The organism is Alkalicoccobacillus gibsonii, from assembly GCF_016798245.1.
GTDB lineage: Bacteria > Bacillota > Bacilli > Bacillales > Bacillaceae_D > Alkalicoccobacillus > Alkalicoccobacillus gibsonii.
In genome coordinates this window covers 806,056-830,588 of record NZ_JAEUZA010000001.1, presented here as the reverse complement: position 1 = coordinate 830,588, position 24,533 = coordinate 806,056, and the positions used below count along the sequence as shown (strand labels likewise).

At 37.5% G+C, this 24,533-nt stretch carries 26 protein-coding genes; 16 read left to right on the top strand and 10 right to left on the bottom strand.

From position 1 onward, the window contains the following. Nucleotides 1-64 precede the first annotated feature (64 nt). Nucleotides 65-241 carry a DUF4177 domain-containing protein gene (locus JNO66_RS04485; RefSeq protein ID WP_203086993.1) on the top strand — a complete coding sequence of 59 codons (177 nt, stop codon included), beginning with the start codon at nucleotides 65-67 and terminating at the stop codon, nucleotides 239-241. An 85-nt stretch (nucleotides 242-326) separates the two neighbouring features. Here the strand turns inward: JNO66_RS04485 and JNO66_RS04480 are convergent, their stop codons facing one another. Next, on the bottom strand, nucleotides 327-515 hold the full coding sequence (locus JNO66_RS04480) for a hypothetical protein (protein WP_203086992.1): 189 nt from the start codon (nucleotides 513-515) through the stop codon (nucleotides 327-329). A 197-nt stretch (nucleotides 516-712) separates the two neighbouring features. On the opposite strand from JNO66_RS04480, the gene JNO66_RS04475 reads away from it, so the two are divergent. From JNO66_RS04475 to JNO66_RS20500, 3 genes are all read left to right on the top strand, one after another. After that, the gene (locus tag JNO66_RS04475; protein WP_203086991.1) at nucleotides 713-1,774 is read left to right on the top strand and encodes a response regulator aspartate phosphatase; all 1,062 of its coding nucleotides are present in this window, start codon (nucleotides 713-715) and stop codon (nucleotides 1,772-1,774) included. A 105-nt stretch (nucleotides 1,775-1,879) separates the two neighbouring features. Next, on the top strand, nucleotides 1,880-2,338 hold the full coding sequence (locus JNO66_RS04470) for a hypothetical protein (protein ID WP_203086990.1): 459 nt from the start codon (nucleotides 1,880-1,882) through the stop codon (nucleotides 2,336-2,338). Between the two features lie 170 nt (nucleotides 2,339-2,508). Then, nucleotides 2,509-2,685 (top strand): DUF4177 domain-containing protein, encoded by a 177-nt coding sequence (locus tag JNO66_RS20500; protein WP_203086989.1) that lies wholly within the window; start codon nucleotides 2,509-2,511, stop codon nucleotides 2,683-2,685. On the opposite strand, the gene JNO66_RS04460 is transcribed toward JNO66_RS20500, so the two are convergent. After that, a complete protein-coding gene (locus tag JNO66_RS04460; RefSeq protein WP_203086988.1) occupies nucleotides 2,682-2,969 on the bottom strand; it encodes a transposase in 288 nt (95 codons plus the stop codon). The two genes, JNO66_RS20500 and JNO66_RS04460, sit on opposite strands and share 4 nt — an antisense overlap. 156 nt (nucleotides 2,970-3,125) lie before the next feature. On the opposite strand from JNO66_RS04460, the gene JNO66_RS04455 reads away from it, so the two are divergent. Then, complete coding sequence (locus JNO66_RS04455; RefSeq protein WP_210340767.1) at nucleotides 3,126-3,635, top strand: hypothetical protein; 510 nt, start codon at nucleotides 3,126-3,128, stop codon at nucleotides 3,633-3,635. A 43-nt stretch (nucleotides 3,636-3,678) separates the two neighbouring features. On the opposite strand, the gene JNO66_RS04450 is transcribed toward JNO66_RS04455, so the two are convergent. From JNO66_RS04450 to JNO66_RS04430, 5 genes are all read right to left on the bottom strand, one after another. After that, nucleotides 3,679-4,407, bottom strand: a complete 729-nt coding sequence (locus JNO66_RS04450; protein WP_203086986.1) for a protein-glutamine gamma-glutamyltransferase — start codon at nucleotides 4,405-4,407, stop codon at nucleotides 3,679-3,681. Nucleotides 4,408-4,487: 80 nt separating this feature from the next. Then, a complete protein-coding gene (locus JNO66_RS04445; RefSeq protein ID WP_203086985.1) occupies nucleotides 4,488-5,522 on the bottom strand; it encodes a lysylphosphatidylglycerol synthase transmembrane domain-containing protein in 1,035 nt (344 codons plus the stop codon). Continuing rightward, the gene (locus tag JNO66_RS04440) at nucleotides 5,519-6,538 is read right to left on the bottom strand and encodes a glycosyltransferase family 4 protein (protein WP_203086984.1); all 1,020 of its coding nucleotides are present in this window, start codon (nucleotides 6,536-6,538) and stop codon (nucleotides 5,519-5,521) included. Before JNO66_RS04440 ends, JNO66_RS04445 begins: the two co-directional genes overlap by 4 nt. After that, a complete protein-coding gene (locus JNO66_RS04435) occupies nucleotides 6,535-7,746 on the bottom strand; it encodes a glycosyltransferase family 4 protein (RefSeq protein ID WP_203086983.1) in 1,212 nt (403 codons plus the stop codon). The genes JNO66_RS04440 and JNO66_RS04435 overlap by 4 nt, the downstream gene beginning before the upstream one ends. Nucleotides 7,747-8,160: 414 nt before the next feature. After that, nucleotides 8,161-8,877, bottom strand: coding sequence for a restriction endonuclease (locus tag JNO66_RS04430; protein ID WP_246483158.1), 717 nt, complete (start codon nucleotides 8,875-8,877; stop codon nucleotides 8,161-8,163). Nucleotides 8,878-9,016: 139 nt separating this feature from the next. Here JNO66_RS04430 and JNO66_RS04425 point away from each other — a divergent pair, with 139 nt between their 5' ends. The 6 genes from JNO66_RS04425 to JNO66_RS04400 all read left to right on the top strand — a co-directional run bounded on the left by JNO66_RS04425 (nucleotide 9,017) and on the right by JNO66_RS04400 (nucleotide 14,756). Further along, a complete protein-coding gene (locus JNO66_RS04425; protein ID WP_203086982.1) occupies nucleotides 9,017-9,670 on the top strand; it encodes an MOSC domain-containing protein in 654 nt (217 codons plus the stop codon). Nucleotides 9,671-9,888: 218 nt separating this feature from the next. Beyond that, nucleotides 9,889-11,070, top strand: coding sequence for a NupC/NupG family nucleoside CNT transporter (locus JNO66_RS04420; RefSeq protein ID WP_203086981.1), 1,182 nt, complete (start codon nucleotides 9,889-9,891; stop codon nucleotides 11,068-11,070). A 98-nt stretch (nucleotides 11,071-11,168) separates the two neighbouring features. Continuing rightward, nucleotides 11,169-11,783 carry a hypothetical protein gene (locus tag JNO66_RS04415; RefSeq protein ID WP_203086980.1) on the top strand — a complete coding sequence of 205 codons (615 nt, stop codon included), beginning with the start codon at nucleotides 11,169-11,171 and terminating at the stop codon, nucleotides 11,781-11,783. An 80-nt stretch (nucleotides 11,784-11,863) separates the two neighbouring features. Beyond that, nucleotides 11,864-12,856, top strand: coding sequence for an L-glyceraldehyde 3-phosphate reductase (gene mgrA / locus JNO66_RS04410; protein ID WP_203086979.1), 993 nt, complete (start codon nucleotides 11,864-11,866; stop codon nucleotides 12,854-12,856). Nucleotides 12,857-12,984: 128 nt separating this feature from the next. Continuing rightward, a complete protein-coding gene (locus JNO66_RS04405; protein WP_203086978.1) occupies nucleotides 12,985-13,809 on the top strand; it encodes a methyl-accepting chemotaxis protein in 825 nt (274 codons plus the stop codon). A gap of 122 nt (nucleotides 13,810-13,931) precedes the next feature. Beyond that, the gene (locus tag JNO66_RS04400; RefSeq protein WP_203086977.1) at nucleotides 13,932-14,756 is read left to right on the top strand and encodes a methyl-accepting chemotaxis protein; all 825 of its coding nucleotides are present in this window, start codon (nucleotides 13,932-13,934) and stop codon (nucleotides 14,754-14,756) included. A gap of 79 nt (nucleotides 14,757-14,835) precedes the next feature. On the opposite strand, the gene JNO66_RS04395 is transcribed toward JNO66_RS04400, so the two are convergent. Then, nucleotides 14,836-15,120 carry a hypothetical protein gene (locus JNO66_RS04395; protein ID WP_203086976.1) on the bottom strand — a complete coding sequence of 95 codons (285 nt, stop codon included), beginning with the start codon at nucleotides 15,118-15,120 and terminating at the stop codon, nucleotides 14,836-14,838. 226 nt (nucleotides 15,121-15,346) lie between these two features. On the opposite strand from JNO66_RS04395, the gene JNO66_RS04390 reads away from it, so the two are divergent. The 4 genes from JNO66_RS04390 (at nucleotide 15,347) to zwf (ending at nucleotide 21,222) form a co-directional block, all read left to right on the top strand. Then, the gene (locus JNO66_RS04390) at nucleotides 15,347-17,737 is read left to right on the top strand and encodes a hypothetical protein (protein ID WP_203086975.1); all 2,391 of its coding nucleotides are present in this window, start codon (nucleotides 15,347-15,349) and stop codon (nucleotides 17,735-17,737) included. After that, nucleotides 17,730-18,665 (top strand): ABC transporter ATP-binding protein, encoded by a 936-nt coding sequence (locus tag JNO66_RS04385; RefSeq protein ID WP_203086974.1) that lies wholly within the window; start codon nucleotides 17,730-17,732, stop codon nucleotides 18,663-18,665. The genes JNO66_RS04390 and JNO66_RS04385 overlap by 8 nt, the downstream gene beginning before the upstream one ends. Further along, nucleotides 18,658-19,515, top strand: a complete 858-nt coding sequence (locus JNO66_RS04380) for an ABC transporter permease (protein ID WP_203086973.1) — start codon at nucleotides 18,658-18,660, stop codon at nucleotides 19,513-19,515. Before JNO66_RS04385 ends, JNO66_RS04380 begins: the two co-directional genes overlap by 8 nt. A 219-nt stretch (nucleotides 19,516-19,734) precedes the next feature. Then, nucleotides 19,735-21,222 (top strand): glucose-6-phosphate dehydrogenase, encoded by a 1,488-nt coding sequence (gene zwf, locus JNO66_RS04375; protein ID WP_203086972.1) that lies wholly within the window; start codon nucleotides 19,735-19,737, stop codon nucleotides 21,220-21,222. 365 nt (nucleotides 21,223-21,587) lie between these two features. Here the strand turns inward: zwf and gndA are convergent, their stop codons facing one another. Together gndA and JNO66_RS04365 are read right to left on the bottom strand one after the other, a co-directional pair. Further along, complete coding sequence (gene gndA / locus JNO66_RS04370) at nucleotides 21,588-23,000, bottom strand: NADP-dependent phosphogluconate dehydrogenase (protein WP_203086971.1); 1,413 nt, start codon at nucleotides 22,998-23,000, stop codon at nucleotides 21,588-21,590. 142 nt (nucleotides 23,001-23,142) lie between these two features. After that, on the bottom strand, nucleotides 23,143-23,862 hold the full coding sequence (locus JNO66_RS04365) for a class I SAM-dependent methyltransferase (RefSeq protein ID WP_203086970.1): 720 nt from the start codon (nucleotides 23,860-23,862) through the stop codon (nucleotides 23,143-23,145). Between the two features lie 94 nt (nucleotides 23,863-23,956). On the opposite strand from JNO66_RS04365, the gene JNO66_RS04360 reads away from it, so the two are divergent. Beyond that, complete coding sequence (locus tag JNO66_RS04360; protein ID WP_246483190.1) at nucleotides 23,957-24,331, top strand: gamma-glutamylcyclotransferase family protein; 375 nt, start codon at nucleotides 23,957-23,959, stop codon at nucleotides 24,329-24,331. Nucleotides 24,332-24,533 lie beyond the last annotated feature (202 nt).

Here is a 24,533-nt window from a genome sequence, read left to right as displayed (position 1 = left end):
AAAAGTGATCGTGTATCATAGTGATTTGCTTATATCTGTTATAATATGGGTGGAGGGGATCATTATGGAATATAAAGTAATCAGGCTTCCTTATATAAACAGTAAGCGTGATCATCAAAAAGTAGCTGACATCTTAAACAAAGAAGCAGAAGAGGGGTGGATGTTAGATCATATCTTACAACCATATATTTTCTTTGGCTTTAGCTTTGGTGAGCACTCAGCCATTCTAAAAAGGGAATAACATCGTACATAATCATTTAGCCATCTAAACGGATGGCTCTTATTTATGAGTAGACAAATTTGAAAGTAATAGTCTCAATATAAGACTACCTAGTTCTTACAATTGCAAAATAAAGTATGGTCCAAACAAGAGCAAAGATTGCTGCGAAAAAGACTCGATCTAACAGGATTTCAGCGATGGTACCATCATTGAAAAGTAAGACAAGTATGGTTGAAACCGTTAAAATAATTGCGAAGGTAATAAAAGCATCAATAAAAAAGTTTTTATGTATCATGGAGACCTCCAATTGTTAGATTCCAATTTATTATCAATACAATTCCCACTTATGCTTTCATAGAAACTGCAGCTTTTTATCTTCAAGATTCAAGTGAATGGTAATCATGTGTTAAGATGTGTTAAATGCTTTATAGACTATCAAATGATGTTTGATGAGCCAGCGAACTAGGCTCTAGATGAAAAGGAGTTACTACGATGATTCAGGGAATACCATCTGTTATTGTAGGATCTAGGTGTCTGGATTGGTATAGTGCCATGATTCAAAGTGATTTTGAAGCAGCAATCAGACTTAAACATGAAGTGACAGATATGATTGATCGTATGGAGGCTGATCAACATGTTACTGCGTTTTATGAAGTACTAGCCGTGCGTCACAGCCTACTATTACAAGAAACTACAACTAAGAATTTACCATTATCTTCAGAAGAGCCATATTTAAACTATATGTATTACTTTATCAGTGGCCAGCAAGAGTACTATGAGGGCAGATATACGTCGGCGGTGCGTATGTATACGAGCGCTGAAAAACTATTAGATTCTGTTGGTGACCCATTTGAGCGAGCTGAATTTTTTCTTCGGATAGCAGATGGGTACTATCGAATCAATCAATATACATTTGCAGTTACGTATTTAGAACAAGCCATTGAACTGTTTGAAAGAGATCCAACTTATAAGAACAAGGTCTTGAATGCGCAGTTATTACTAGCAGCAATCGATTCAGAGATTGGGATGTATCATAAAGCGGAGGCTCGTTATTTTAAGTCGTTATATGAGGCGGAGGCATTTCCAAAAGTAAAAGCACTAATCTTACGTAGTTTGGGATTAAATCGATTGAGACAACACAAGTACACAGAAGCAAAATCTTTCTTTATTCAAGCTCTCGACATTAAAGAGCATGTACTAACAAAGGTAGGGAATAAGACAAAAGCGGATCTCGCTTTTATTCAACTTCGACTAGGAGAAATTGAACCTGCTAAAGCTCTATTAAACGAAATTGAAGAGTGGTTACAAGATAATAATGAATATCATGCAAAAGCACTTATCTATGAAGATGTTTTCATTGGAGTGGGTGAAGATGGTGTGAAGGAAGGATTTGAAGAATTAATTCAGCATCAATTATACTTCGATGCGGAAGAAATCGCTGTTGAGCTTGTTACCTATTATGAGGAACGTGAACAGTTTGGAAAGGCTCTCTATTTTTCAAAAATGGCATTTAAGATGAATGTAAAAAATCATCAATTAGGAATGGATGAATGATTTAGTTTAGAAACATCTGACCATGAATTATTTTTATTTGTTTTAATACATACTTCTTTTATTTTGGCAAACCATACCAGTAAATAACTCTGGGAGGTATGTACGTTGAAACGGATCATCTTTTTTGTAAGTATCTTAATTAGCTTACTAACACCTATTCATTTCGCACAAGCGGAAGAGCTGGTTTCAAAGGTTGAAACGCCAGATTGGGTAGTAGAAGTGTATAAAACAGACTTTAGTCGGGATCAACAGCAAGCGAAATGTGATGAAGGGTGCTCTAATTTTCATATTGTCACGACGAATAAGAGTAGAGAGAAAACAAATGTCATGACTCTCCATACGTATCAAAGTGAGCCCTCTGCTTCTGGTTCGGGAAAAGAGGGAGGCTTTTTTAGAGAAACAAAGGAATTGCTTAAAAGTCATGAAGTCTTAACAAGCTTTTCGAATTTTCCAATATCAAAAGAAGAGTCAGCCTTGGAAATCTTACTCGTTTGGGAAGATATGAATACAGAGCATTTTAATGAGTTTAAGGAAACAATTGTTGTTCCAATTGAGCATGAATAAGTTTTTTAATTTCACGTACCGTATTAAAAGCGATTGAAAAACAGGAAAACGAAATATGGTCAAGGATGAATAACATGGTAGGGGAGCGATTTGCTACTCTACCTATTTTGGTTTCACTCATTTAATCCTATATGTTACATTAAATCTAATAATTATAAGGAGTGGTAGCTGTGGAGTATAAAACGGTTTTATTACCGGGCGCTGTAACGAAAAAACAAGCGGCTAAAATTGAAGTTGCGTTAAATGAAATAGCGAGTGAGGGCTGGCAATTACATAGCTTTGCGCCCCAATCTGCAATGGGAGGAACAGATGGGAATTTGGCTGTTTTCACTCGAGAAGAGCATTAGGCAGGACGAACAATCATATGGATCAGTTTGTACATGCTATACATCAAAACGTATGCTCCCGAAACAAGGAAAAATCCATTTAAAAAGAGAGCATGAATGTTTGTCATAAATACCGTGTGATTGATCAAAACCTCGTAGATCGCACTGGCTGCGATGCTGCTGAATACAAGCAGACAGAGGAGGGCTATAATATCAAAAATAGAGCGAAACATGCTCCATTTTCTTTGAATAAGATACATAGTTGTTGATACAATAATGCTTACTCCAAAACTAATAATAAACATCTAGTCCTCCTCCTCATTATCACCTTCTTCCTACTTTACCCTAAACCAGTTTAATTAAGACATCTTCCATATTGACGCAGTGTATAAAAAAACTTCACAACTTCACAAAATGTTGATAGGGAGTTTAGAGTTTCTTTAGAATCATGGTTCATTCTAATGGTAGGACAAATTGCTGGAGTGAACTGTTTGAAAAAAAGATGGATGACATATGTAGCATGTTTACTATGTATACTTGGGTTATTTTCACTACAACTTTATTTTCAAGCTGAGTCAAAGGAAGGGATATTAGACCTTTCTGATGAATCGCTTAATCAGATCCAATTACTTACTCCAATTACGGAGTTTGAACCTTCGAAGCTTATCATCGCAAACGATACAAGCTCTGAATTTACTCATACCTTTGAACATGAGCAGGTGTTGCTATCGTTCGATTCATCAAATCAAGTTGTTCAAATTACTTCATTGAATCCAGAGGTAAAGACAAGTAAGGGGATATCGCATGGTGATTCGCTAATGGATGTCATTGACCAGTACGGAGAAGTGTATGAAAAAAAGGACGAAGAACCATATATACAAAAAGTGAGTTATCGAGATAAACAGATCGAACTGACATTTTATTTGATGAATGATGTAGTGGAACAAATGGAACTTTATGTAACACATTAACACAAAAAGGAGTTGGAGACACATGTCATGTCTCCAACTCCTTTTACCCTAGATATCTATACTCGGGGTGTGTAATCCGGTTTTCAAGGTATGCAGATTGTCTCGCGCCAGGAAAACGTTCTTCATTAAGTGATTTAATAATATCTGCACCTGGTGAAATCCCAATTCCATGTCCAAAATATAAGTCATAATCCATCACAATTGTATTTTCTCCGCGCCATTCAGGTGTGGCTGGATTAAAGTCAGGATTGTTAAAGTATACGCAGTCACCTGGTAAGAATTCGGAGCCTGAATGACTAATTAAATGAAGATCCTCATCATATCTCCATGAAAATAAATAAAGCCCTCTAAAAAGTTGATTAAATGCTGTAGCCCCAATTGAATCTAAGGTTGCTTTGTAAAAGATAATAATTATTGCCACGGCGCATTCAAATGAGTACAAGCGACCATTATTAAAGATATCGTCGATTCCTCTTTGAGGAGTAATGGATGGTTTAAGAAGAAAACCGCCCTCCCTTGTTAGCGTCCAAAGCGCTTGGTTACAGGTTGAATGATCAAAGTCAGCAAACCCAACCCCACTTACAGCTAAGTCATGAGATGCTTGAGTCGTATTCGCCCTAACCTTCACCTCAAAAAGTAAATCCTCCATTGTTGGAAAGAAATACATAGTTTGATTCGTGGCAATGCTACTTAACACCGCTCGACGTTTTAAAGATAGGGGAATGGTATTTAACTCGGCATCTGTTATTAGCTTTCCGGCAATTGTAATCATAAGAGCCTCCTTTCATGCGAGGGTTCCATTTATCTGTATGAACCCAAGATTGCCACTAGACCAAAAAAAGAAGCATCCATCTAGGACACTCCTTTGGTTGGTTCTTTTATAGGTTTGTTTGAACGAATCACGAAACTTAGTGCCCCGATGATGGCTGGACTGTAAGCTGTTAGAAATCTCCAGAGTAAAAGGCCAACAAGTAGGTCAGTTTGACCTGCGACGGTACCAAAAAGTAATGTAAAACTGTACTCTCCCGCGCCACTTCCTCCTGGAGTAGGAATTACTGACGCAAACATCATGATAAACGCGTGAAAAGCTATAGCGCTAAATAAACTTAACTCATTATATCCTAAACTTAAAAAAACGAAGTAAGGCACAATTAAAAAGAACAATAGCTGTAAGAGTGTGTACAAAGAACATCGACGAAGAAGTGACTTTTCATGGATCAGTCTTCTACTCTCGTCGTGAAATGTAAGAACCTTTTCATGCAAAGATAGTCTCCATTTTTCAGCTAGTGTCTTTTTAAACAAGGAGATTGGATATAAAACTAGGCGAATGAGAAACAGCACCGATTTTTTACTAAAGCAAATCAGGAGCAGACAGGTAATGACACTTAAATTAATAATAAAACCAATAAAAATAAAATATTTCATGTTTGGCACAATGGCGGTTAAATCTTGATAACCAAATACAAGGATCCCAACAAAGAGAAAGACCAAGATCGTCTGAAATAATATAAATTTAATAAGAAGCACAGAGCTTGCCTTACTTACCTCCACACCTCGTTTAAATAACATAAACAATTGTGCAGGCTGGCCACCCGTAGAGGAAGGGGTAATATTGTTAAATAATAAGCCAACCATCGTAATTTTAAAAATAGAGCCGAAGCGCACATTCGTTTTGTCCGTATTCGTCATATTATGTAGAACAACAGCTTCAAAGAACCAGCTTAAAATGATGGCACCAGCACCAGCGATGAACCAGCCCAACTGCAAGGTTGCAAGCTCTTCTTTCACATCGTACCAGCTTAGCTTACGAAAAATAAAAAAAAGAACCCCGCCAGTAATGAGTAATAGTAAGGATATATTTAATAGGTGACTTTTAAAAGACTTCATGTTGTGTTCCCGGCGAGATCATAGTAAAAGTCTTTCCATATCTCTGATAATCGCTCCTCAGAGTAGTGATAAGCCCCCCTGGCAGCTGAAGTCTTCGCAGCTTCATAGTATTCTGGATTGGATTTTAACTGTATGATTTCCTCAACAAAGCCTTCAACAGACGTTGCTTTTAGATAGTAATCGAACAAAATGTCTTCATACAACTCTAAATCCCTAAGTAAGATAGGTCGTTCACAGCTCATGCCTTCTAAAATCGTCATAGGAAAAAGCTCGTGAAATGATGGAAGGAACATCACATCTGCTAAATTAAAGTACATGTTCATTTGTTCACGATCTACAATTCCAGTAAATAAAACATTCTTAGGTGGATTGTCGACAATCAATTTAAGCTCCTTATATCCGGACGTGATTTTTCCGAATGAAAAGCCCCCAACCCAAATGAATTGAACCTCAGGCAGTTTCTTTGCCACTTCTATAAAATCCAATACCCCTTTGCGCTGTTGAATTTGTCCTGCTCCGAGTACTGTGAACGCGTGAGTTGATACATGCTTCTCTTTAATTGCATGTCGTTCGGTGGCGTCCAATGGATAAAACGTTTGGTTTGATACAAAATTTGGAATGTATTCTATCTTATCTTTCGTAATTCCGTATGCTTCTAACTTAGAAATAAATGCGGGATTTACGACAACTAGTTTGTCCATTCGTTTGTAAAAAGAGATCAGATATGAATAGAAAAAGCGTCTAAACCATTTAGGTAGCTGAAGGCTATCATCAACCGTTTCTGGAATAAAGTGAACATATCCAACTTTTATTCCGCGTTTCTTTGAGAACGTTGAAAGGTAAAAGGGCAGGTCAACTGTATGATAATGAGAAATATCTGCGGAACGATACGTATTGATCTTCATATCATACAGATCTGTTTGATTAAACAATAGATTGATTAATTCTCGATATGCAGAAGCCACGCCTTGCCCTTTTACTTTTTCAGCGGATGAAAACATAGTTAATCGAATCATGAGAGTCTCTCTTTCTTGTTAAGTGTTCGTATTGAGTGATGCGATGTTACGTAGGAATAAATGGCTTCTTCATAAAGTTGTTCCATTTGATTTGCAAAATGATCAGCGGATAAGCGCTCTATATGCCGTTTTGCCTGTTGCTTAATGGAGCGAAATTGGTCTGGTCGATTTAGAATGTTGCTAAGTGTTTCAGCAAGCTCTAGATCTTCCTGAAAAAGAAAGCCTGTTCGTTTATCAATTAATAGTTCTTCAATACTAGGATCTTGTTTCGCTACTACAGGCAACCCAGAAGCCATTGCTTCAATATAGGTTAGCCCTTGGGTTTCAGAAGTAGAAGCACTTAAGAATAAGTCGGCCATTTGATAGTATGCTGGAATGTCTGACCAAGGAATGGCACCTGTAAACCTTACAGATTCAGTGAGCCCAAGTTTCTTAGTTAACTGCATGAGTTCTTTTTTTTCAGGGCCATCACCAACCATCACTAGCTTTACGAACGGGTGTTCCAAAAGAAGGGTAGGTAGGGATTCTATTAATACTCGCATATTTTTTTCTTGTGCGATTCTTCCTACACTCAATAAAATGGTATCAGTTGATTGAAGCTGTAGCTTTTCTTTAATTTGGTAAATTGTTTCAATCTGTTTAAAGTCTCGCTTAAATGTTGCAAAATCAATTCCAGTTGGGATGGTGCGTATTGATCCGCGAATATTATACTGTTCTAACTGTTTTTTTACCTTCTCTGTAGGAGCGATCACAGCATATGTCTTTTTACAGTAAAGACGAGATAAGATTCCTACAAGAGAAGGGGGGATTAACTTTCCCTTTGCAATATAGTGTAAATAATCCTTATACATTGTATGGTACGTATGAATACAAGGAAGGTGATACTTCTTCGCTAGCATTTTCCCCATTACACCCATAGAAAATTCAGTATGCGTATGAATAAGATCAATGTCTAAGTCTTCAATAAGGTGAGAGGCCCTTGATAATCCCGCTACAGCTAAGCGCCGTTCTGGCACAAACAAAGCTCCTAAGCTAGGGAAACGAAAAACCTTTCCGTTTTCTTCTGTAAGGTCAGCATGGGAATCTGAAGAAGTAAAAACGTACACATCATGTCCTCTTTGTTGAAGGTATTTTTCTAGTACCATAATTGAGGTAGCAACACCATTAATTTGAGGATGGTACGTATCAGTAAATAAAGCAATTCTCATGGTTAATAAACCCCTTTTTAGAACAGTTAATTAGATGGAATGTTGAAAAGAGTAGCTATAGAATACGATAATTGACTAGAAGCTTAAATCCATTATTCTTTCAAAAACCTTACAAGCATGTAAGATATGTATGCGTGAAATCAAACCATGATTAATAAGATAGCACAAAAAATGGCTGACATTTCTCAAGCTTTTCTAAAGTTTTAATCAAGAAATTATGTAAAGAGTGAAATTCATTTTATGTGATACGGTGTATTAATTGTATAGTACACCGACACCGGAATAAAAGCAACCATCTTTTGGAAGCTATGAAATAGATTATCATAATATTATTATGTAAACTTATATAGTGAAATAAAACGGCTGTCGATTTAAATCGTCAGTCGTCTTGTAGTTAATTAATCGGATTAAATATTAAGATTGAAGAGCTTCTGTATGTTTACATGCAGGGAAAGATGTACATCCATAAAATGAACCTCTTTTCCCAGTTCTTAAGGTAAGTGGGGATCCACACCTTTTACAGTCGTAGGAGATCTGATTATCTTGCTTTAGTGGCAAATCCAGTTGTGGATTTTTTTCTTGGATAGAAAGGATAAGTTCAGTGAGTTCATCCCGCCCAATTAAAGATACCTGACAGCTTTTAGCAAGTTGTATGGCACTCGGAGTAAAGCTACGATTTGTTACAACCCAAGCATCGTCGGCTTTATAAAAAGCTTTTGCCGCATAAATTTGTTGAATGGCTTCAATGCCTACTTTGTTTTTAGTACCATAACATTTTGCTTGAATGACAATGCGCTTTGGACCATTTAAAACAACATCGGCCCCAAAATCATAACTTGCTTTTGTAACAGTTGGTTTATATCCGAGGCCTAAAAATAGTGCTTTTAAATAATATTCAAACTGAATACCGTTCATTTCATCAATTTGTTTAATCCCGCTTTTTTGAAGTTTCTTTGTATTCGCGATCTCTTTTATCATTCGAAAAATGAAAGGATAGATGAGGAAGATAATAAGGACGGAAATAAGGAAAATGCGATGTTCAGGAAATAAAAATAAAGCGCCAATAATAGATAAGAAAATTAGTTTTCTTACATCGTACATGATGGATTGGTTTTGTTTCTTTTTGCTCAAAATAAATCCTCCTTTTGGAAATAAACTAGTTAAATAAGCATACATAATAAAAATGAGATTTGTCCATCTATTTTCAAAAAATCTGCCAATCATTTAACTGATCTGATAAGATAAAAGAAAAAGCTTTAAAGGAGTTTACATGGGGAATTATCAATTAGTAAATGTTGCAGTCGGTAAGCCAGAGGTCATGCAATATGCTGATAATCAAGAAATGAGTACAGCGATAAAAAAACAGTCAAGGGAGCAAGTCGTACTTAAGATTGACGGTTTTGAAGGTGATGGGGTAGCTGACTTAAAGCATCATGGCGGGGTTGAGCGCGCTGTTTGTTTTTATGCGGATGAACGGTATGACTATTGGAATAAAACATACAAAGATTCACTTGATACAGCAGCGTTTGGTGAAAATTTAACTGTTAAAGGAATGCTTGAAGACGAGGTTTGTATTGGTGATATCTATCAAATTGGTGAGGCGGTTGTAACGATCACACAAGGTCGCGTTCCATGTAACACGATTGATCGAAGAACCGGATGTAAGGGACTATTCAAACAAATGATTGAAACAGGCTACACTGGGTACTTTGCTAAAGTGATAGAAGAGGGGATGATTACCCCTGACTCTTCAATTGAGCTTAAGGATAAAGGCACGCACGGGATTTCTGTGCTTCAAGCAAACCGCCTGTTTTTTCAACAAGAAAAAGATCAGAATCAAATAGAGTTGCTCTTACAAGAAGAGGCTTTAGCGGATAAGTGGAGAACCCATTTTGAACGGCTGGTAGCAAAATTAGATAGGTAATGTTGAAAGCAAGCACTCTGATGTATTCGGTGTTTGCTTTTTTTGTTTGCTTAAATTCAAATTAGGGCAAAGAGTGTTAAGAGTATTAGTTTTCGGACATTTATGTTGTGGAGGTTTTCCCTTGTATGTAAGGGGTCAGATTATGTCATACTAACTAAGGATCAGAGGGTCCATAACGATTAGAACCGTTGATGTTTTAGAAGAAGGGAAGGATGATTTTGAAGTATCTTATTGGAGGACTAGGATTACTCCTCTTTTTAGTGATTGCCTGGTTAGCAAGTAGTAACAAAAAGCAGGTAAAACTACGTCCAATCATTATTATGATTGTCTTACAGTTTATCTTAGGATACATACTACTCGTTACGAGTGTTGGCCAGTTTATTATTAGTGGAATAGCAAACGGGTTTGAACGACTACTGGATTATGCTGCTGAAGGCATTCAATTTGTATTTGGTGGTTTGATGAATCCAGGTGAGTCTCCATTTTTTATGAATGTGCTATTGCCTATTGTATTTATTTCTGCCTTGATTGGTATTTTGCAGCATTGGAGAATTCTACCTTTTATTGTAAAGTACATTGGATTTGCATTAAGTAAAATAAATGGTATGGGGAAATTGGAATCGTACAACGCGGTGGCCTCAGCTATATTAGGACAATCTGAGGTATTTATCTCATTAAAGAAACAGCTGCATTTATTACCGAAACACCGAATGTATACATTATGTGCGTCAGCTATGTCTACCGTATCTATGTCAATCGTTGGTGCATATATGACACTAATTAATCCGGCTTATGTCGTGACAGCTATTGTTCTAAATTTATTTGGTGGGTTTATCATTGCTTCCATTATTAATCCGTATCAAGTAACAGAAGAGGAAGACTTAATTGTTGTAGAAGAGGAAGAAAGACAATCATTCTTTGAAATGCTTGGTGAATATATTATGGATGGCTTTAAAGTAGCTGTTGTTGTTGCTGCTATGCTTCTTGGTTTTGTAGCATTAATTGCGATGATTAACGGAATATTTAATGCTGTACTTGGAATCTCATTCCAGGACTTGCTTGGGTACATTTTCGCTCCATTTGCCTTCTTAATGGGTGTGCCATGGAATGAGGCGGTTTATTCAGGAAGCATTATGGCAACTAAGCTTGTATCTAATGAGTTTGTTGCCATGCAAATCCTATCTGAAGGTGCTGAATCATTAAGTGCCAGATCAGAAGCCATCGTTTCTGTATTCCTAGTCTCATTTGCCAACTTTTCATCGATCGGTATTATCTCAGGTGCAGTGAAAGGGTTAAATGAAGAAAAAGGGAACATGGTTGCTCGGTTTGGATTAAAATTATTATTTGGTGCCACATTAGTTAGCTTCCTAACCGCTACAATTGTTGGTTTAATTTATTGATTTCAAGCTGCAAAACAGATGATGTTTTGCAGCTTTTTTATTTAATAAGTACCGTATTGTGCTATGATTGATAAAAAAAGCCAATAACGGGGTGACGTATGATTCGTAATAAATGGTTACTTATGGGGTCTGTTTTCATTTTTATCTTACTGATTATATACCGCCTTCCTTATCCTAATACACGGTTCATAGGCTCTGGATCAAGTGATCTGTTCCTTTTTAATCTCAGTAGCCGCACTGGAGTTGAACTGATGGAGTGGATCTCGCTTATATTGTTTGTGATTGCCATCGTTCTGTTTGTCCGCTCTCTTACTGATCACCGTGCTGTTCTCACCGTCTTAATGGTCATTGCAGTGGGGTGGTTACCAATGAAGGTGGTTGAACTGTATCAATTTACCCTTGCCACGGGTGTGGATGCTGTATCTTATAATGACGAGGAATCCTCTTGTACATTTGATGGAAGAGATACGATGTGTGAGGTCGAACTTAAAAACCATTCATCAAATGAAGTGGAGTTTCTTTTAAATGTCTATGATGTTTTTTATGAGGGGAATAAAGAATTCCTATTTGATGAAGACGATTGGGAGCCTATCCTTTTAAAACCAAGAACTACTCATAAGATTGAAATCAATCGTTACAAAGCAAATGGAAGTGGTAGTCTAGGTTCATTCAACATTCAAATCCGTGATGATGATAAAGAACGTGACTTATAGGTCATGAGCTCAAACAAGACTCTTTTGTCATGTTGTGATACTCTATAAAAAATGATAACGCTTACGAAGGAGATGGTACTTTGAGTTACGTTGCATCAGATCAAAGATATTCTACAATGCCTTACCGCCGAGCTGGACGATCAGGTTTAAAGTTACCTGCTTTGTCACTTGGACTTTGGCATAATTTTGGTGGAGTCGATTCATATGAAAATGGACGTGCGATGTTAAGAAGTGCATTTGATCAAGGGATCACCCATTTTGATTTAGCGAATAATTATGGTCCTCCTGCAGGATCCGCTGAAGAAATGTTTGGACGAATCCTTCAAACAGACTTTGCGCCATACCGGGATGAGTTAATTATCTCCTCAAAAGCAGGTTATTATATGTGGCCAGGACCGTATGGAGAGTGGGGGTCTAAAAAGAATCTGATCGCAAGTCTTGACCAAAGCTTACAACGAATGAAGTTGGATTATGTTGATATTTTTTATTCTCATCGACCGGATCCGGACACACCATTAGAAGAGACTATGGGAGTTCTTCATCAAATTGTACGTCAAGGTAAAGCCCTCTACGTTGGTATATCAAGCTATAGTCCTGCTCAAACAAAAGAAGCATCACGAATTCTAGCTGACTTGGGCACACCACTTCTCATCCATCAACCAAATTATTCAATGTTAAATCGCGGCATTGAAGATGAGTTACTGGATGTACTAAATGAGAGTGGGGTAGGCTCGATCGCGTTCTGTCCACTGGCTCAAGGTCTCTTAACGAACAAATACTTAGACGGATCTGTACCTCTTGATTCACGTGCGGGTGGAGCGAGTCATTTCCTTAGTGAAGAACAAATCAATCAAGATTTGGTCAAACGTTTAAACCGATTAAATAAGATTGCACACGAACGCGGCCAAACACTTGCGCAAATGTCTTTAGCCTGGGTTCTTAGAGAGGGTCATGTCACATCTGCATTGATTGGAGCGAGCAGAGTCAGTCAGATTGAGGAAAATGTTCAAGCTCTTCAGAACTTGTCATTCTCAGCAGATGAATTAAAGGAGATTGATTTAATCCTTCAATAATTCCTTTTATTCTCTAAACATAGTTTTACACTGGTTTTCTGTACTTTTTGTTGAGTCTTATCTACACGAATGAACCCCTTCTTCCGATATGTTCTTCATATGTTGATAGATAGAGAGGAAGTATGGGAATGGAGTTTGTTGAAGGCTTAACGAAAAATATGCCATTATTAAAAAAAGCGTTCAAAGGTGATGTAGCTTTGAGCCTTTTTGATGAAGAAAAGATTTTGTTTTTTAGCGGTAGTTCTACGCTTGATATACAAGCGAAAGCAGGGGATCCGCTCGAAAAGGGTTTTGAGAATTTTAGTTGCATTGAAAATAAAGGTGTAACCTATAGCCAGATTCCAAAGGAACTTTATGGACACGCTTATGACATTACATATGTTCCTTTTTTAGATCATGATCAGCACATCATAGCTGTACTAAGTATGAATAGTAGTCGCAAGGAACTTGATCGGATTGAACAGTTAATGGGCGACACCTCGGAGATTTCTGACCAGCTTCTTAGTGGAATTCGACAGGTGGCTGCTCGTTCACAGCAACTATCAGCAACATCAGACCAGCTATTAAAAAATGCTGTAAAAACGGTAGATGAGTCAAATGCAGTGGCTGAAGTGACAACCTTTATTGGTGATATTTCAAGACAGACGAATTTGATTGGTTTAAATGCAGCCATTGAGGCCGCTCGTGTAGGTCAAGCAGGTGCTGGCTTTGGAGTGGTTGCCACTGAAGTTCGCAAACTTTCAGACGAGACCAAAAAAGCAGCAAACCAAATTGATGAAACGCTGTCTAAGATTCAAAGCTCCATTAAGCAAATGCAACAGGAAATTAGTGATATTACAGATGCTTCAAATGATCAAGCCCAATTAGTGACAGACTTTATGAAAAATATAGAGCTGCTAAATGATCAAAATCAACAATTTAAAAACTACGTTCAATCTTTAAACGATTTATAAAAAGATACTAGCCTTCTTAATGAAAATCATTAGGAGGGCTTCTTTATATTTGTAAGATGTTGTTAACTAAATGGATGGGATAGCCGATAAAAAGAAGGATGTTAAGAAAGGGGTTGTAGCGAATGTCTATTGTTGATGGCTTGGTTGCGAGTATGCCATTTATCAAACAATTATTTAAAGGTGATGTAGCGCTCTCTGTATATGATCATGAAAAAGTATTATATTGGTGTGACAGCGATTCTTTAAAAATCGGACAAAAACCAGGGGATCCATTAGTTGAGCCACATACGGATTTTAAAGATATTAAACATAACGAGGTCACATACGGATCCATCCCAGAAGAATTATTTGGCGTAGCATTTGATGTCGTGTTTGTACCAGTGAAAGATGAAACGGGGCAAATTGTTGCTGTTCTAACAGCAAATTTTAGTCATAAAAATAAAAAGAAGTTAAACGAATTAATGACACAGACTTCAACAATTACGGATAATCTCCTTAGTGGAATTCAACAAGTGGCAGCACATTCTGAACAGCTTTCGGCAACTTCAGATCAATTATTAAAAAATGCTATAAAGACGGTAGATGAATCAGGAAGTGTTGCTGAAATTACGAATTTCATCGGTGATATTTCAAGACAAACAAACTTAATAGGCTTAAATGCAGCGATTGAGGCAGCACGTGTGGGCCAAGCAGGTGCCGGCTTTGGTGTGGTAGCCACAGAAGTTCGTAAGCTCTCTGATGAAACTAAAAAGGCAGCTAATCAAATCGATGAGAACGTATCAAATGTTCAAAACTCAGTCAAACGAATGCAAGAAGAAATTAGTGAAATTTCTGGTGCATCATCCGATCAGGCGCAATTAGTCGCTACATTCATGGAAAATATTGAGCTTCTAAATGAGCAAAATAAACGCTTTGAAAAATTTGTGCAAACATTAAGTAACGAATAGATCGATCATTCATACATAAATCAAACAAACAAAAGGCAAACGTCACATTTGTGATCAGTTTGCCTTTTGTTTATGGTTTCTACCATTCGTTTAGTTGTCGCTTGGCTAAAGCCGATAAGTGACATGCTTTCATTTGCTGTAATTGCTTTTTATACCAACCAGGTAACGGGAAAGAAATAACTTGTTCTTCGTTTGTCCATTGGATCGTTGCTTCGTCAACTAATAAGTCTAAGATCCGGTAAAGTTCCTCTTGTTCCAAAGAATACTCTATAGAAAACTCATGAAGAGTTGTCGCTTTTCCTAACTCACTATTGTGGTAAACATGTTTTTTAATGATTTCTTTGTTCTTTATGATCGAGCTCATTTTGAGATCCCCCACGTTTGAATATTGTTATTAACAAATATTCTATTAATTCCTTCTATTTCCTCTAAATTTCTTCCGACAGTTAGTTGCAAAAAGTCTTAATTATTTCGACGAATTTTGACATTGGCTTGAAAAATTTTAGAAAAACTTGAGAAAAAAATGAATGCAATTATGCTATCTTTAAAGAAGTTTAAAGTAAGATATTGAGCGGAAAGCGGGAAATTTAATGAGTAAAAAAAGTTTAATTTGTATCATTATTGTGATGCTAGCACTAATTATGTTTCCGATTACTGTAAAAGCAGAGCATGAACGAGACTTATCGATTCAAATGGATATTGGATTCGAGAACAAAGCGAACCCTTATAGAGGATTTCCGGTTGTTGTCACAATAAACAATGTGAGTGATCGAGATATTTCTGGAGATTTAGCCTTTAGTATAAGTCCTTCATATTCAACAGAACCAACAGATTTTATACAGTCTGTCGAAGTGCCTGCTCAATCAGAGGTTTCTTTTACTGTAAGTATTCCAAGTTTCGATTACACCGCTATGTCTGGAACAGGGACTGGAACAACCGTTAAGACGATTCATTTTTATGAAGGTGGCTGGGACGATGGAGAGGACCTACTTTTTGAAGGGAAATCACTTCTAACAGCGAGAGGAATTAATGATCAAGATTTAGTAATCGGAGTTCTTTCTCCATCTATTGAACGGTTAGAGTCGTTAAAATCTATGAAGCTTGTCACAGATCATCGATTTGAAGTTGTAGAAGTGAAACAAGATCAAATTCCTGAATTAGGAACAGGCTTAAACATGTTGTCTGTTTTGCTTATATCAGACTATGATCTGGATTCTTTAAGTGAGAAACAACAAAGGGTCATTTCCACATGGGTGAATGAAGGGGGAACTTTATTATTAACTGGAGATGTCAAAGGTATTGAACAATCTATTTTTGCCTCCGAGTTACCTATAGAAGCATTTGTGGAAGAAACGGATGCTAACGCAAATTTTCTTAAGAAACTAACGAATGTCGATTACAGCGAGGATGTTGTTCCATTGCAAAAAGGCAATCCTCTTAAGGCTTCTATTGTTCATCTGCAAACAGAGGATGATGAACCAGTCTTACTCAGCACTAAAAGTGGGAAAGGTGAATTTGCTCAGCTGTTAGTAAGCCCATTACAGAATAATTTCGAAGAATGGGAGGGGGCAAATGAGGCTTGGAGTCAGTGGTTCAACCCATTTGTTAAAAATAGCACATCTTTTTATGGAGCGTCAGAATTTGAGAATTACGAATACACCTTTACGAATATTTCGAACTTATTTCCATCTTCTTTTATTCCAATACGTAATCTGGTGATGGTGTTTGCTGGATACGTTCTTATCTTATGTCCTTTACTTTATTTTATCTTAAGAAGAGCAGACAAACGCGAACATGCTTGGTGGATTCTGCCTAGTTTATCAATCATTCTTTGCTTTGCCATCTTTATTGTAGGTGGGAAGGATCGGATCAAGGATCATCAATTAAATGAGAATGTGGTTATGCGATTAGACCATACTGGTACTGGATATGGTGTTGGTAGTGTATCATTTTTAAATAATAAAAAAGGGACGTATTCATTATTATTTAAAGATCAAGAGTTCTTGCCTGTTCCATTGGTTGATAATGTGTACTTTAACACGTTTGATGGGAAAACGGACACTAGTGTAGTCCACTTAGAAAAAGAGCAGCTGCTTACGTTCCGAAATCGAGAGTTTTGGTCAATCTCAAATGCAGTTGGTTCCATTTCGAATGTGGAAGCTGGGAATTTTGAAACAGATTTAACGTATAAGAACAATGAAGTTGAAGGAACCATTACAAACCGAACGAATTTTGATTACGAAGCTGTTTACTTCATGGCTGGAGCAGAAAAAGTCACGCTTGGCCCCCTTAAAAAAGGAGAAACGAATCAAGTTTCGTTTACTTTAGCTGGGAAGACTCTATTTACACCGAGTAACAATACGTACCCATATGATTATGAAGAAGATACATCATTACCAGAGCTAGTAGAAAAAGGGTTGTTTGAGGCTTCCTTTAACGAGGAGGTATATTCAAAAGGACTGCCGGCTATTGCTGGTTTGTCTAAAGATTCAATCTTACATCCAGTATTAAATGGTAGCCAAGGCATACTTAAAGTCAACAACTTAATTGTGCAACCTATTGATGTTCAATCGGAACAGCAGGGTCAGCTTTCATTAGACAATAAAGATTTGATGCCCTCAGGATATAGTTTTACTGGAGATATATACTTTGAAGAGGAAGTTTCTTTAGGGGAGCGAACCATTTACGCTGAAAACGGAGAATATGAGCTGATGTTCTCCGTTCCGACTGATCTAATGGAGGATACATTTGTCTTTAACGAAATGAGTCTATCCACTTTGAATGAAGAAGAGACGATTGTTCAGCTCTATAATGTGAAGGAAGAATTATATGAGGACATTACTGGTCGAGTGACCTTTGAGGATCCTTCACTTTATATTGATGATTGGGGAGACATTCAAATTAGAATCAATAAAAATGATTCTAAAGATACGTTAACGATCCCTCAGATTAATTTGAAAGGTGAATTTAAGAATGATTGAAACCATAGATCTCACAAAACGTTACGGTTCGTACACGGCACTAAATGAGCTAAATATCCATGTGAAAAAAGGGACGGTTTATGGGCTAGTTGGTCAAAACGGGGCAGGAAAATCAACAACCTTTCAAATTTTGGCTACTTTAATGGTACCAACATCAGGGACGGCGCTAATTGATGGAGTAGATGTTACTCAGAATCCGACAGAAGTTAGGCGGAAAATTGGGTATATGCCAGATTTCTTTGGCGTATACGATCAATTACGAACATCTGAGTACTTAGATTTTTATGGGGCAAGTTACGGATTGTCTATTTCGGAACGTAAGAAGCTAATTCCAGAATTACTCGAGCTGGTTCAATTATCCCATAAAGTAAATGACTACGTTGATGTGCTATCTAGAGGAATGAAGCAGAGACTTTGTTTGGCACGATGCCTCATTCATAATCCTGAGGTACTCATTTTAGATGAACCAGCATCCGGACTAGACCCAAGGGCAAGAGTTGAAATGCGTGATATTTTACGTAGCTTAAAATCTATGAATAAAACCATTATTATTTCATCGCATATCTTGCCAGAGCTTGCTGAGATGTGTGATCAAATTGGAGTCGTAGATCAAGGGGTCTTAGTTGCAAATGGAAGTGTAAATGATATACATGATAAGCTTCAGCAACAAAAAGTCATTCAGATTCGTACATTTGGGTCCCATCAAGAAGTTATTGCCTTTTTAGAAGCGGAGGAGGATGTACTAAGGATTCAGTCTATAAAAGAAGGCGAGATCGAATTCGATTATAAAGGATCAGATTTTGAACAGAAAGATTTGTTAAAACGAGCTGTCGAAGCGCAATTGCCATTGTTAAGCTTTAATCAGGTTGACACAGATTTAGAGGATATCTTTATGGATATCACAAAAGGAGTGACAACCGATGAGTAAATGGTTAAACAATCCCGTATTAACAAAAGAAATTAAATTAAGGTTTCGCTCATTTAAAAGCTATCTAGGCATCGCGATATACTTAATTGTACTTGGCTTACTCGTCTTGGGCTATATGGGTGCATACATGAGCTTTGATACAAATCATGCCTTTCAGCCATCGGAAAGTAGGGGGATTTTTCTAGTCCTTTGTTTGTTTCAACTCGCTTTATTTATTTTTGTTACACCAGGATTAACTGCAGGTGTGATTAGCTCTGAGAGAGAGCGTCAAACATTACCTATTTTATTAACAACAGCTCAATCGTCATCAGTTATTATTATTAGTAAAATGATCGCTTCGCTTGCTTATTTATTGTTATATCTTATTGCGTCTTTACCGTTATATACAATGGTATTTCTTTATGGGGGAGTATCTCCAGCACTGTTACTTTCATCTATTAGTTTATTCATTCTTACCATGATAACGATCGCAGCTATTGGTATTTGGACATCGACTTTTTTTCAAAAGACTATTGTATCAATGGTTACTTCATATGGGATTGCTTTTTTTCTAACAGGAGGGTTTGCAATTGTTACATTGATGATGAGCATCTTCGGGGAAGAATATACGATAGATGGGGCAAGCTTCCCATGGCCGCTTATCCTTGCATCCATTAACATTCCGATCATGCTCTATGGATTATTCGATCAATCGCCAATCATTATGCTTCAAGAATATGCGGGTTGGAAGCTGAGTCCATGGTGGTTTTTTGCAAGCTTTTATGTAATTCTTATCTCACTCCTATTATTTACCTCCATTCGCAGGTTAAGACCACGAATGAAAAAAGGACCAAAACCGAACAACGAATAGTTTAAGCTATCTAGAGTAACAATGATACAAGATGGCGTTTACATGAATCAGCTTGTCACTTTATTTAGGCAAGCTGATTTACTTTTTTCAAAATTATAAGCAGAGAAATTTCTAAAAATGAAATTATGCTGTATACTAATTGAAGTTTGGTAGTAAAATTACTTCCTTACATAACCAAAAGTTTAGAATGAACTATTTTAGTCAGAAAAGAGGTATCTTATGCAAAACAGTGAGCAGCCTAAATCAATTATTGTTATTTTTGGAGCAACAGGAGATCTGGCTAAAAGAAAGCTTTTCCCTTCACTTTTTCGTTTATTTCAACAGGGAAGCATTAGTGAGCAATTTGCAGTTGTTGGGATAGGAAGAAGAGAATGGTCAGATGAGACTCTTAGAAATCAAGTGAGAGAGTCCATCCAAGCAGAAATTAAAGGCGATCATACGAACTTAGATGAGTTTTGTAATCAGTTTTATTACAAACCATTTAATGTAACGAGCCAGGAATCATATACAGATCTGAAAAACATGCTTGAAACACTGGATGAGCGATATCAAATTGGTGGCAACCGTATTTTTTATATGGCAATGGCACCAGAGTTCTTTGGAACGATTGCTCAGTATTTAAAATCAGAAGGTGTGACCGATACAGAAGGGTGGACAAGGTTAGTTATTGAAAAGCCATTTGGCCATGATCTTCCTTCAGCAGAGAAATTAAACAGTGAAATCCGTGAAGCCTTCCATGAAGACGAAATTTATCGGATTGACCATTACTTAGGTAAAGAGATGGTTCAAAATATTCAGGTGATTCGTTTTGCAAATGCTGTTTTTGAACCTTTATGGAATAACCAGCACATTGCGAATATTCAAGTGACATCTAGTGAACAACTTGGTGTGGAGGACCGTGGTGGATATTACGAGAATTCTGGTGCCCTTAGAGATATGGTTCAAAACCATTTAATGCAAATGGTGACACTTCTTGCAATGGAACCACCATTACGACTTAGTACGGAAGAAATTCGCAGTGAAAAAATTAAGGTGCTCCGTGCACTTAGACCGATAAGAAATCAAAAAGTAATCGAATCCTTTGTTCGAGCACAATATGGTCAAGGCACTTATAAGGGGGATCCTGTTCAAGGATACCTTAAAGAAAAAAATGTATCGCCAGAATCTCAAACGGAAACGTACGTTGCCGGTAAATTATTAATTGATAATTATCGCTGGGCTGGCGTGCCATTCTACATCCGAACAGGAAAACGCATGGCTGCTAAGTCAACAAAAATTGTGATCGAATTCAAGCCACAGCCACATAATCTTTATCATGATAAAGTTGAGAATAATGGCGCAAACCTTCTTGTTATTCACATTCAGCCTGATGAAGGAATGAGCTTAATGCTGAATGGGAAGAAGATTGGCACAACGGGTGATACGAGTCCAGTAAACTTAAATTACTCAAACAACGGCATAGACGGAATTAATACACCAGAAGCCTATGAACGTTTACTTTATGATTGTATGATTGGTGATGCAACAAACTTTGCGCATTGGGATGAAGTGAATCTTTCATGGGCATACATCGATGCAATAAGTGAAGCGTGGGATGAAGATCAAACCAAACTTCCATCCTATCCATCTGGATCAATGGGACCAACAGAAGCGGATGAGCTTCTTCTTGCTGACGGCTTTAAATGGTGGCCGATTGAAGATATGTAATAATAGTGGAAAAGGGACTGGGACATAACAGTAAATTACTCACGAAAACACGAACATAGCAAAATATCCGCTACAGGAGAATCCTTCGCTTTCCACGGGAACGGCCTCAGCCCCTTCCGCGGGAAAAGCGCCGCTACAGTGTCTTCACCACGTTCTGTTCCGTAGAAGTCTCAGGTTCTCCCTCCGCTCGTTTCATAAAAACACGAATGGCGAATGATTCGCTTATTGAATCATTCGCCATTTTCTCGTTTATTTTGAGTTCTGTTCCAGCCTCTTTTTTTCAAGGTGAAAAATGAAAAAATGCAAATGATTCAGTTAAGAATCATTTGCATTTTGTGTATGTTCCTTTTAAGAGAATTTTCTACTTAAGATTCTAACCAGTTTGTGTGGAACACGCCATCTTCATCAATACGTTTGTACGTATGAGCACCAAAGTAATCACGTTGAGCTTGAAGAAGGTTTGCAGGCAATGTTTCAGAGCGGTAGCTATCATAGTATGACAGGGCACTAGCAAAGCCTGGAGTCGGTAAACCAGTTTGTGCAGCTAGTGATACAATATCACGTAACGATTGCTGATAGTTCTTCGCAATTTCCACGAAATAAGAATCAAGCAGAAGATTGCTCAAGTTAGGTTCTTTTTCATATGCATCCATAATGTTTTGTAGGAAACCGGCACGAATAATACAACCTCCACGGAAAATACTTGCGATTTGGCCATATTGAAGATCCCAATTGAATTCATCAGAAGCAAAGCGAAGCTGAGAGAATCCTTGAGCATATGAGATCACTTTACTGAAATATAACGCTTGGCGGATAGACTCAATCCACTCTTCGCGTGATGCTTCAGCAGGAGTGCCCGCGGCTTTTGGTAGGATTGTACTTGCCTTTGTACGTTCGTCCTTCATTGCAGATACAAAACGAGCAAATACAGACTCAGTAATTATCGGAAGCGGAACACCTAGATCTAGTGAATTTTGACTTGTCCACTTTCCAGTTCCTTTTTGAGCGGCTGTATCTAATATGACATCTACAAGAGGCTTACCAGTCTTCTCATCAATCTTCGTAAAGATGTCAGCTGTAATTTCAATTAAGTAACTATTCAGCTCACCGTCGTTCCAGTCCTTAAACGTTTGGTGCAATTCTTCAGAAGACATGCCTAGATGTTCTCTCATTAACCAGTAGGCTTCACAAATCAGTTGCATATCTCCATATTCAATACCATTGTGGACCATTTTTACATAATGACCAGCGCCATCAGGTCCGATATATGTTGTACACGGCTCGCCGTTTACTTTAGCAGCAATCTTTTCAAACATCGGACGAACAAGTTCATATGCTTCTTTCTGTCCTCCAGGCATAATGGAAGGCCCTTTTAATGCTCCTTCTTCACCACCAGATACCCCAGTTCCAATAAAGTGAATACCCGATTTTGCGAGTGTTTCGTTTCGACGAATGGTGTCTGTATAATATGTATTCCCACCATCCATTACGATATCATTTGGTTCCAAGTGTGGAATTAATTCATTAATGACAGAATCGGTCACAGCACCAGCTTGTACCATTAATAAAATCTTCTTAGGGCTCTCTAATGAAGAAACAAATTCCTCAAGGCTATATGTACCTACAAGGCGTTCTTTTTTCTCAAGCTCAACGATTCGTTTTACACGTTCAGTTGAAACATCATACATTGAAACGGAAAACCCGTGACTCTCTAGATTTAGTGCAAGGCTTTTACCCATAACCCCGACACCAATAATACCAATGTTTTGTTTTTCCATGAATCAAGTCTTCCTTCCTACAGCAAAATATCTATCTTTAAGAATATACCACAACCCTTGGGAGCGCTCAAATAATCAAGATTGTGATCGAGTAAAGCAACTAAGACAGACGCTATGGGTGCCTGTCTTGGGTAGCTCCTTTTCACTTAACTGCAACCACAAGCAAGTATGATAATTTTGATGCAAGAAGCTGAGTGACACGTTGGTGCTGTTGCCATAATTCTTGTAGGGAAGAGTCTAAAACATCTGAAGGGAAAAAATCATTTTCGTTATCAATCTTTTGTTGTACTAAAGTAGAGATCGGTTCAACCCTCCATTGTTCAATGTGCGAGAAGCCACATGCCGTTAACTGTTCTCTCCATTGATCAGGCTTTAATAAATCATTTATTTGATACAGCTCGCTTAATGATGAACGTTCTGAATGAGTAGTAGGCTGATTTTGAACCATTTCATTGAGTAGAAGACGTCCACCTGATCGTAAAACTCGATTAAACTCTGACAACGTCGTGGCAATGTTTGTAAAGGCAGTAACTGATTCAGACAACACAAAATCAAAACTCTCATTTAAAAAAGGTAATTGTTCAATAGAAGCCTCCTTTAATGTGATTTCCTGATCTTCCATATGAAAACGATTAAGGGCTTTTTCAATCATTAACGGATGATTGTCTACTGCACTTACGTGACATTTAAAGGTAGAATAAAGGTAAGAGGAAGTTTGTCCTGTCCCACACCCTGCGTCTAAGACATGGTGAACAGGTTTAATTTGAAGCTGTTTTAAAAGACTTTTTGTTAAAAGAAAGCCTCCAGGATGAGCACTTCCTATTCCATATTCAGCCAAAAGATCCATATACGTATAATGCATTGGACACCTCTTTTTTTATACAGCCTATGCAATATTCAGAAAATCTGATACTTTAAATAAAAACAGAATAATCGAAGGATGATGACAAGTGCCAATGCTTTTTGTATACGGAACCCTTTTAAAACATGAATCAAATAGTCATTTGCTAGTTGGAGCAGCATGTATTGATTCCAGTTGCTTTATTTATGGGGAACTGTATGACACGAGTTTAGGGTACCCTGCTGTGTGCGTTGATGAGACGAGCCATACTGTTTGGGGAGAGTTATATGAAGTAACTGATGAGATTCTTCTTAAGATTGATGCTTTAGAAGGGTACATAGGAGATGAGCTGAAGAATGATTACAATCGCGTTCAGTTAAACGTGTATCGTAAGGTTGGCGTGAGTCAAGCTCTAGTTTACGTATTTCCAGCCATAAAGACCGCGCATTTGTCATTAATAAAATCAGGCCGTTGGAAAGAACGAGTGTGAAATGACCCTGTCGAATCATGCTTATATAACAGCATGGTTACAGGTGTGACATGTTAAAGCGATTAAAATAAGGCGAAATCTGTTGAAATCATTCAATTTAGCTCATTTATACAAGGATTTTAGATTCAATCTTAACGGATTAAACAAAATGCGGAATTAATCTCTTCAATTATGGGTAAATCTCTAATTGGGGACTTGTCAA

Bases quoted from the DNA above. Each gene is read 5' to 3' on its own strand.
- JNO66_RS04485 (WP_203086993.1), top strand. From the start codon at position 65: ATGGAATATAAAGTAATCAGGCTTCCTTATATAAACAGTAAGCGTGAT.
- JNO66_RS04480 (WP_203086992.1), bottom strand. From the start codon at position 515: ATGATACATAAAAACTTTTTTATTGATGCTTTTATTACCTTCGCAATT.
- JNO66_RS04475 (WP_203086991.1), top strand. From the start codon at position 713: ATGATTCAGGGAATACCATCTGTTATTGTAGGATCTAGGTGTCTGGAT.
- JNO66_RS04460 (WP_203086988.1), bottom strand. From the start codon at position 2,969: ATGTTTATTATTAGTTTTGGAGTAAGCATTATTGTATCAACAACTATG.
- JNO66_RS04455 (WP_210340767.1), top strand. From the start codon at position 3,126: ATGGTAGGACAAATTGCTGGAGTGAACTGTTTGAAAAAAAGATGGATG.
- JNO66_RS04450 (WP_203086986.1), bottom strand. From the start codon at position 4,407: ATGATTACAATTGCCGGAAAGCTAATAACAGATGCCGAGTTAAATACC.
- JNO66_RS04445 (WP_203086985.1), bottom strand. From the start codon at position 5,522: ATGAAGTCTTTTAAAAGTCACCTATTAAATATATCCTTACTATTACTC.
- JNO66_RS04440 (WP_203086984.1), bottom strand. From the start codon at position 6,538: ATGATTCGATTAACTATGTTTTCATCCGCTGAAAAAGTAAAAGGGCAA.
- JNO66_RS04435 (WP_203086983.1), bottom strand. From the start codon at position 7,746: ATGAGAATTGCTTTATTTACTGATACGTACCATCCTCAAATTAATGGT.
- JNO66_RS04425 (WP_203086982.1), top strand. From the start codon at position 9,017: ATGGGGAATTATCAATTAGTAAATGTTGCAGTCGGTAAGCCAGAGGTC.
- JNO66_RS04415 (WP_203086980.1), top strand. From the start codon at position 11,169: ATGATTCGTAATAAATGGTTACTTATGGGGTCTGTTTTCATTTTTATC.
- JNO66_RS04405 (WP_203086978.1), top strand. From the start codon at position 12,985: ATGGAGTTTGTTGAAGGCTTAACGAAAAATATGCCATTATTAAAAAAA.
- JNO66_RS04400 (WP_203086977.1), top strand. From the start codon at position 13,932: ATGTCTATTGTTGATGGCTTGGTTGCGAGTATGCCATTTATCAAACAA.
- JNO66_RS04395 (WP_203086976.1), bottom strand. From the start codon at position 15,120: ATGAGCTCGATCATAAAGAACAAAGAAATCATTAAAAAACATGTTTAC.
- JNO66_RS04390 (WP_203086975.1), top strand. From the start codon at position 15,347: ATGAGTAAAAAAAGTTTAATTTGTATCATTATTGTGATGCTAGCACTA.
- JNO66_RS04385 (WP_203086974.1), top strand. From the start codon at position 17,730: ATGATTGAAACCATAGATCTCACAAAACGTTACGGTTCGTACACGGCA.
- JNO66_RS04380 (WP_203086973.1), top strand. From the start codon at position 18,658: ATGAGTAAATGGTTAAACAATCCCGTATTAACAAAAGAAATTAAATTA.
- zwf (WP_203086972.1), top strand. From the start codon at position 19,735: ATGCAAAACAGTGAGCAGCCTAAATCAATTATTGTTATTTTTGGAGCA.
- gndA (WP_203086971.1), bottom strand. From the start codon at position 23,000: ATGGAAAAACAAAACATTGGTATTATTGGTGTCGGGGTTATGGGTAAA.
- JNO66_RS04365 (WP_203086970.1), bottom strand. From the start codon at position 23,862: ATGCATTATACGTATATGGATCTTTTGGCTGAATATGGAATAGGAAGT.
- JNO66_RS04360 (WP_246483190.1), top strand. From the start codon at position 23,957: ATGCTTTTTGTATACGGAACCCTTTTAAAACATGAATCAAATAGTCAT.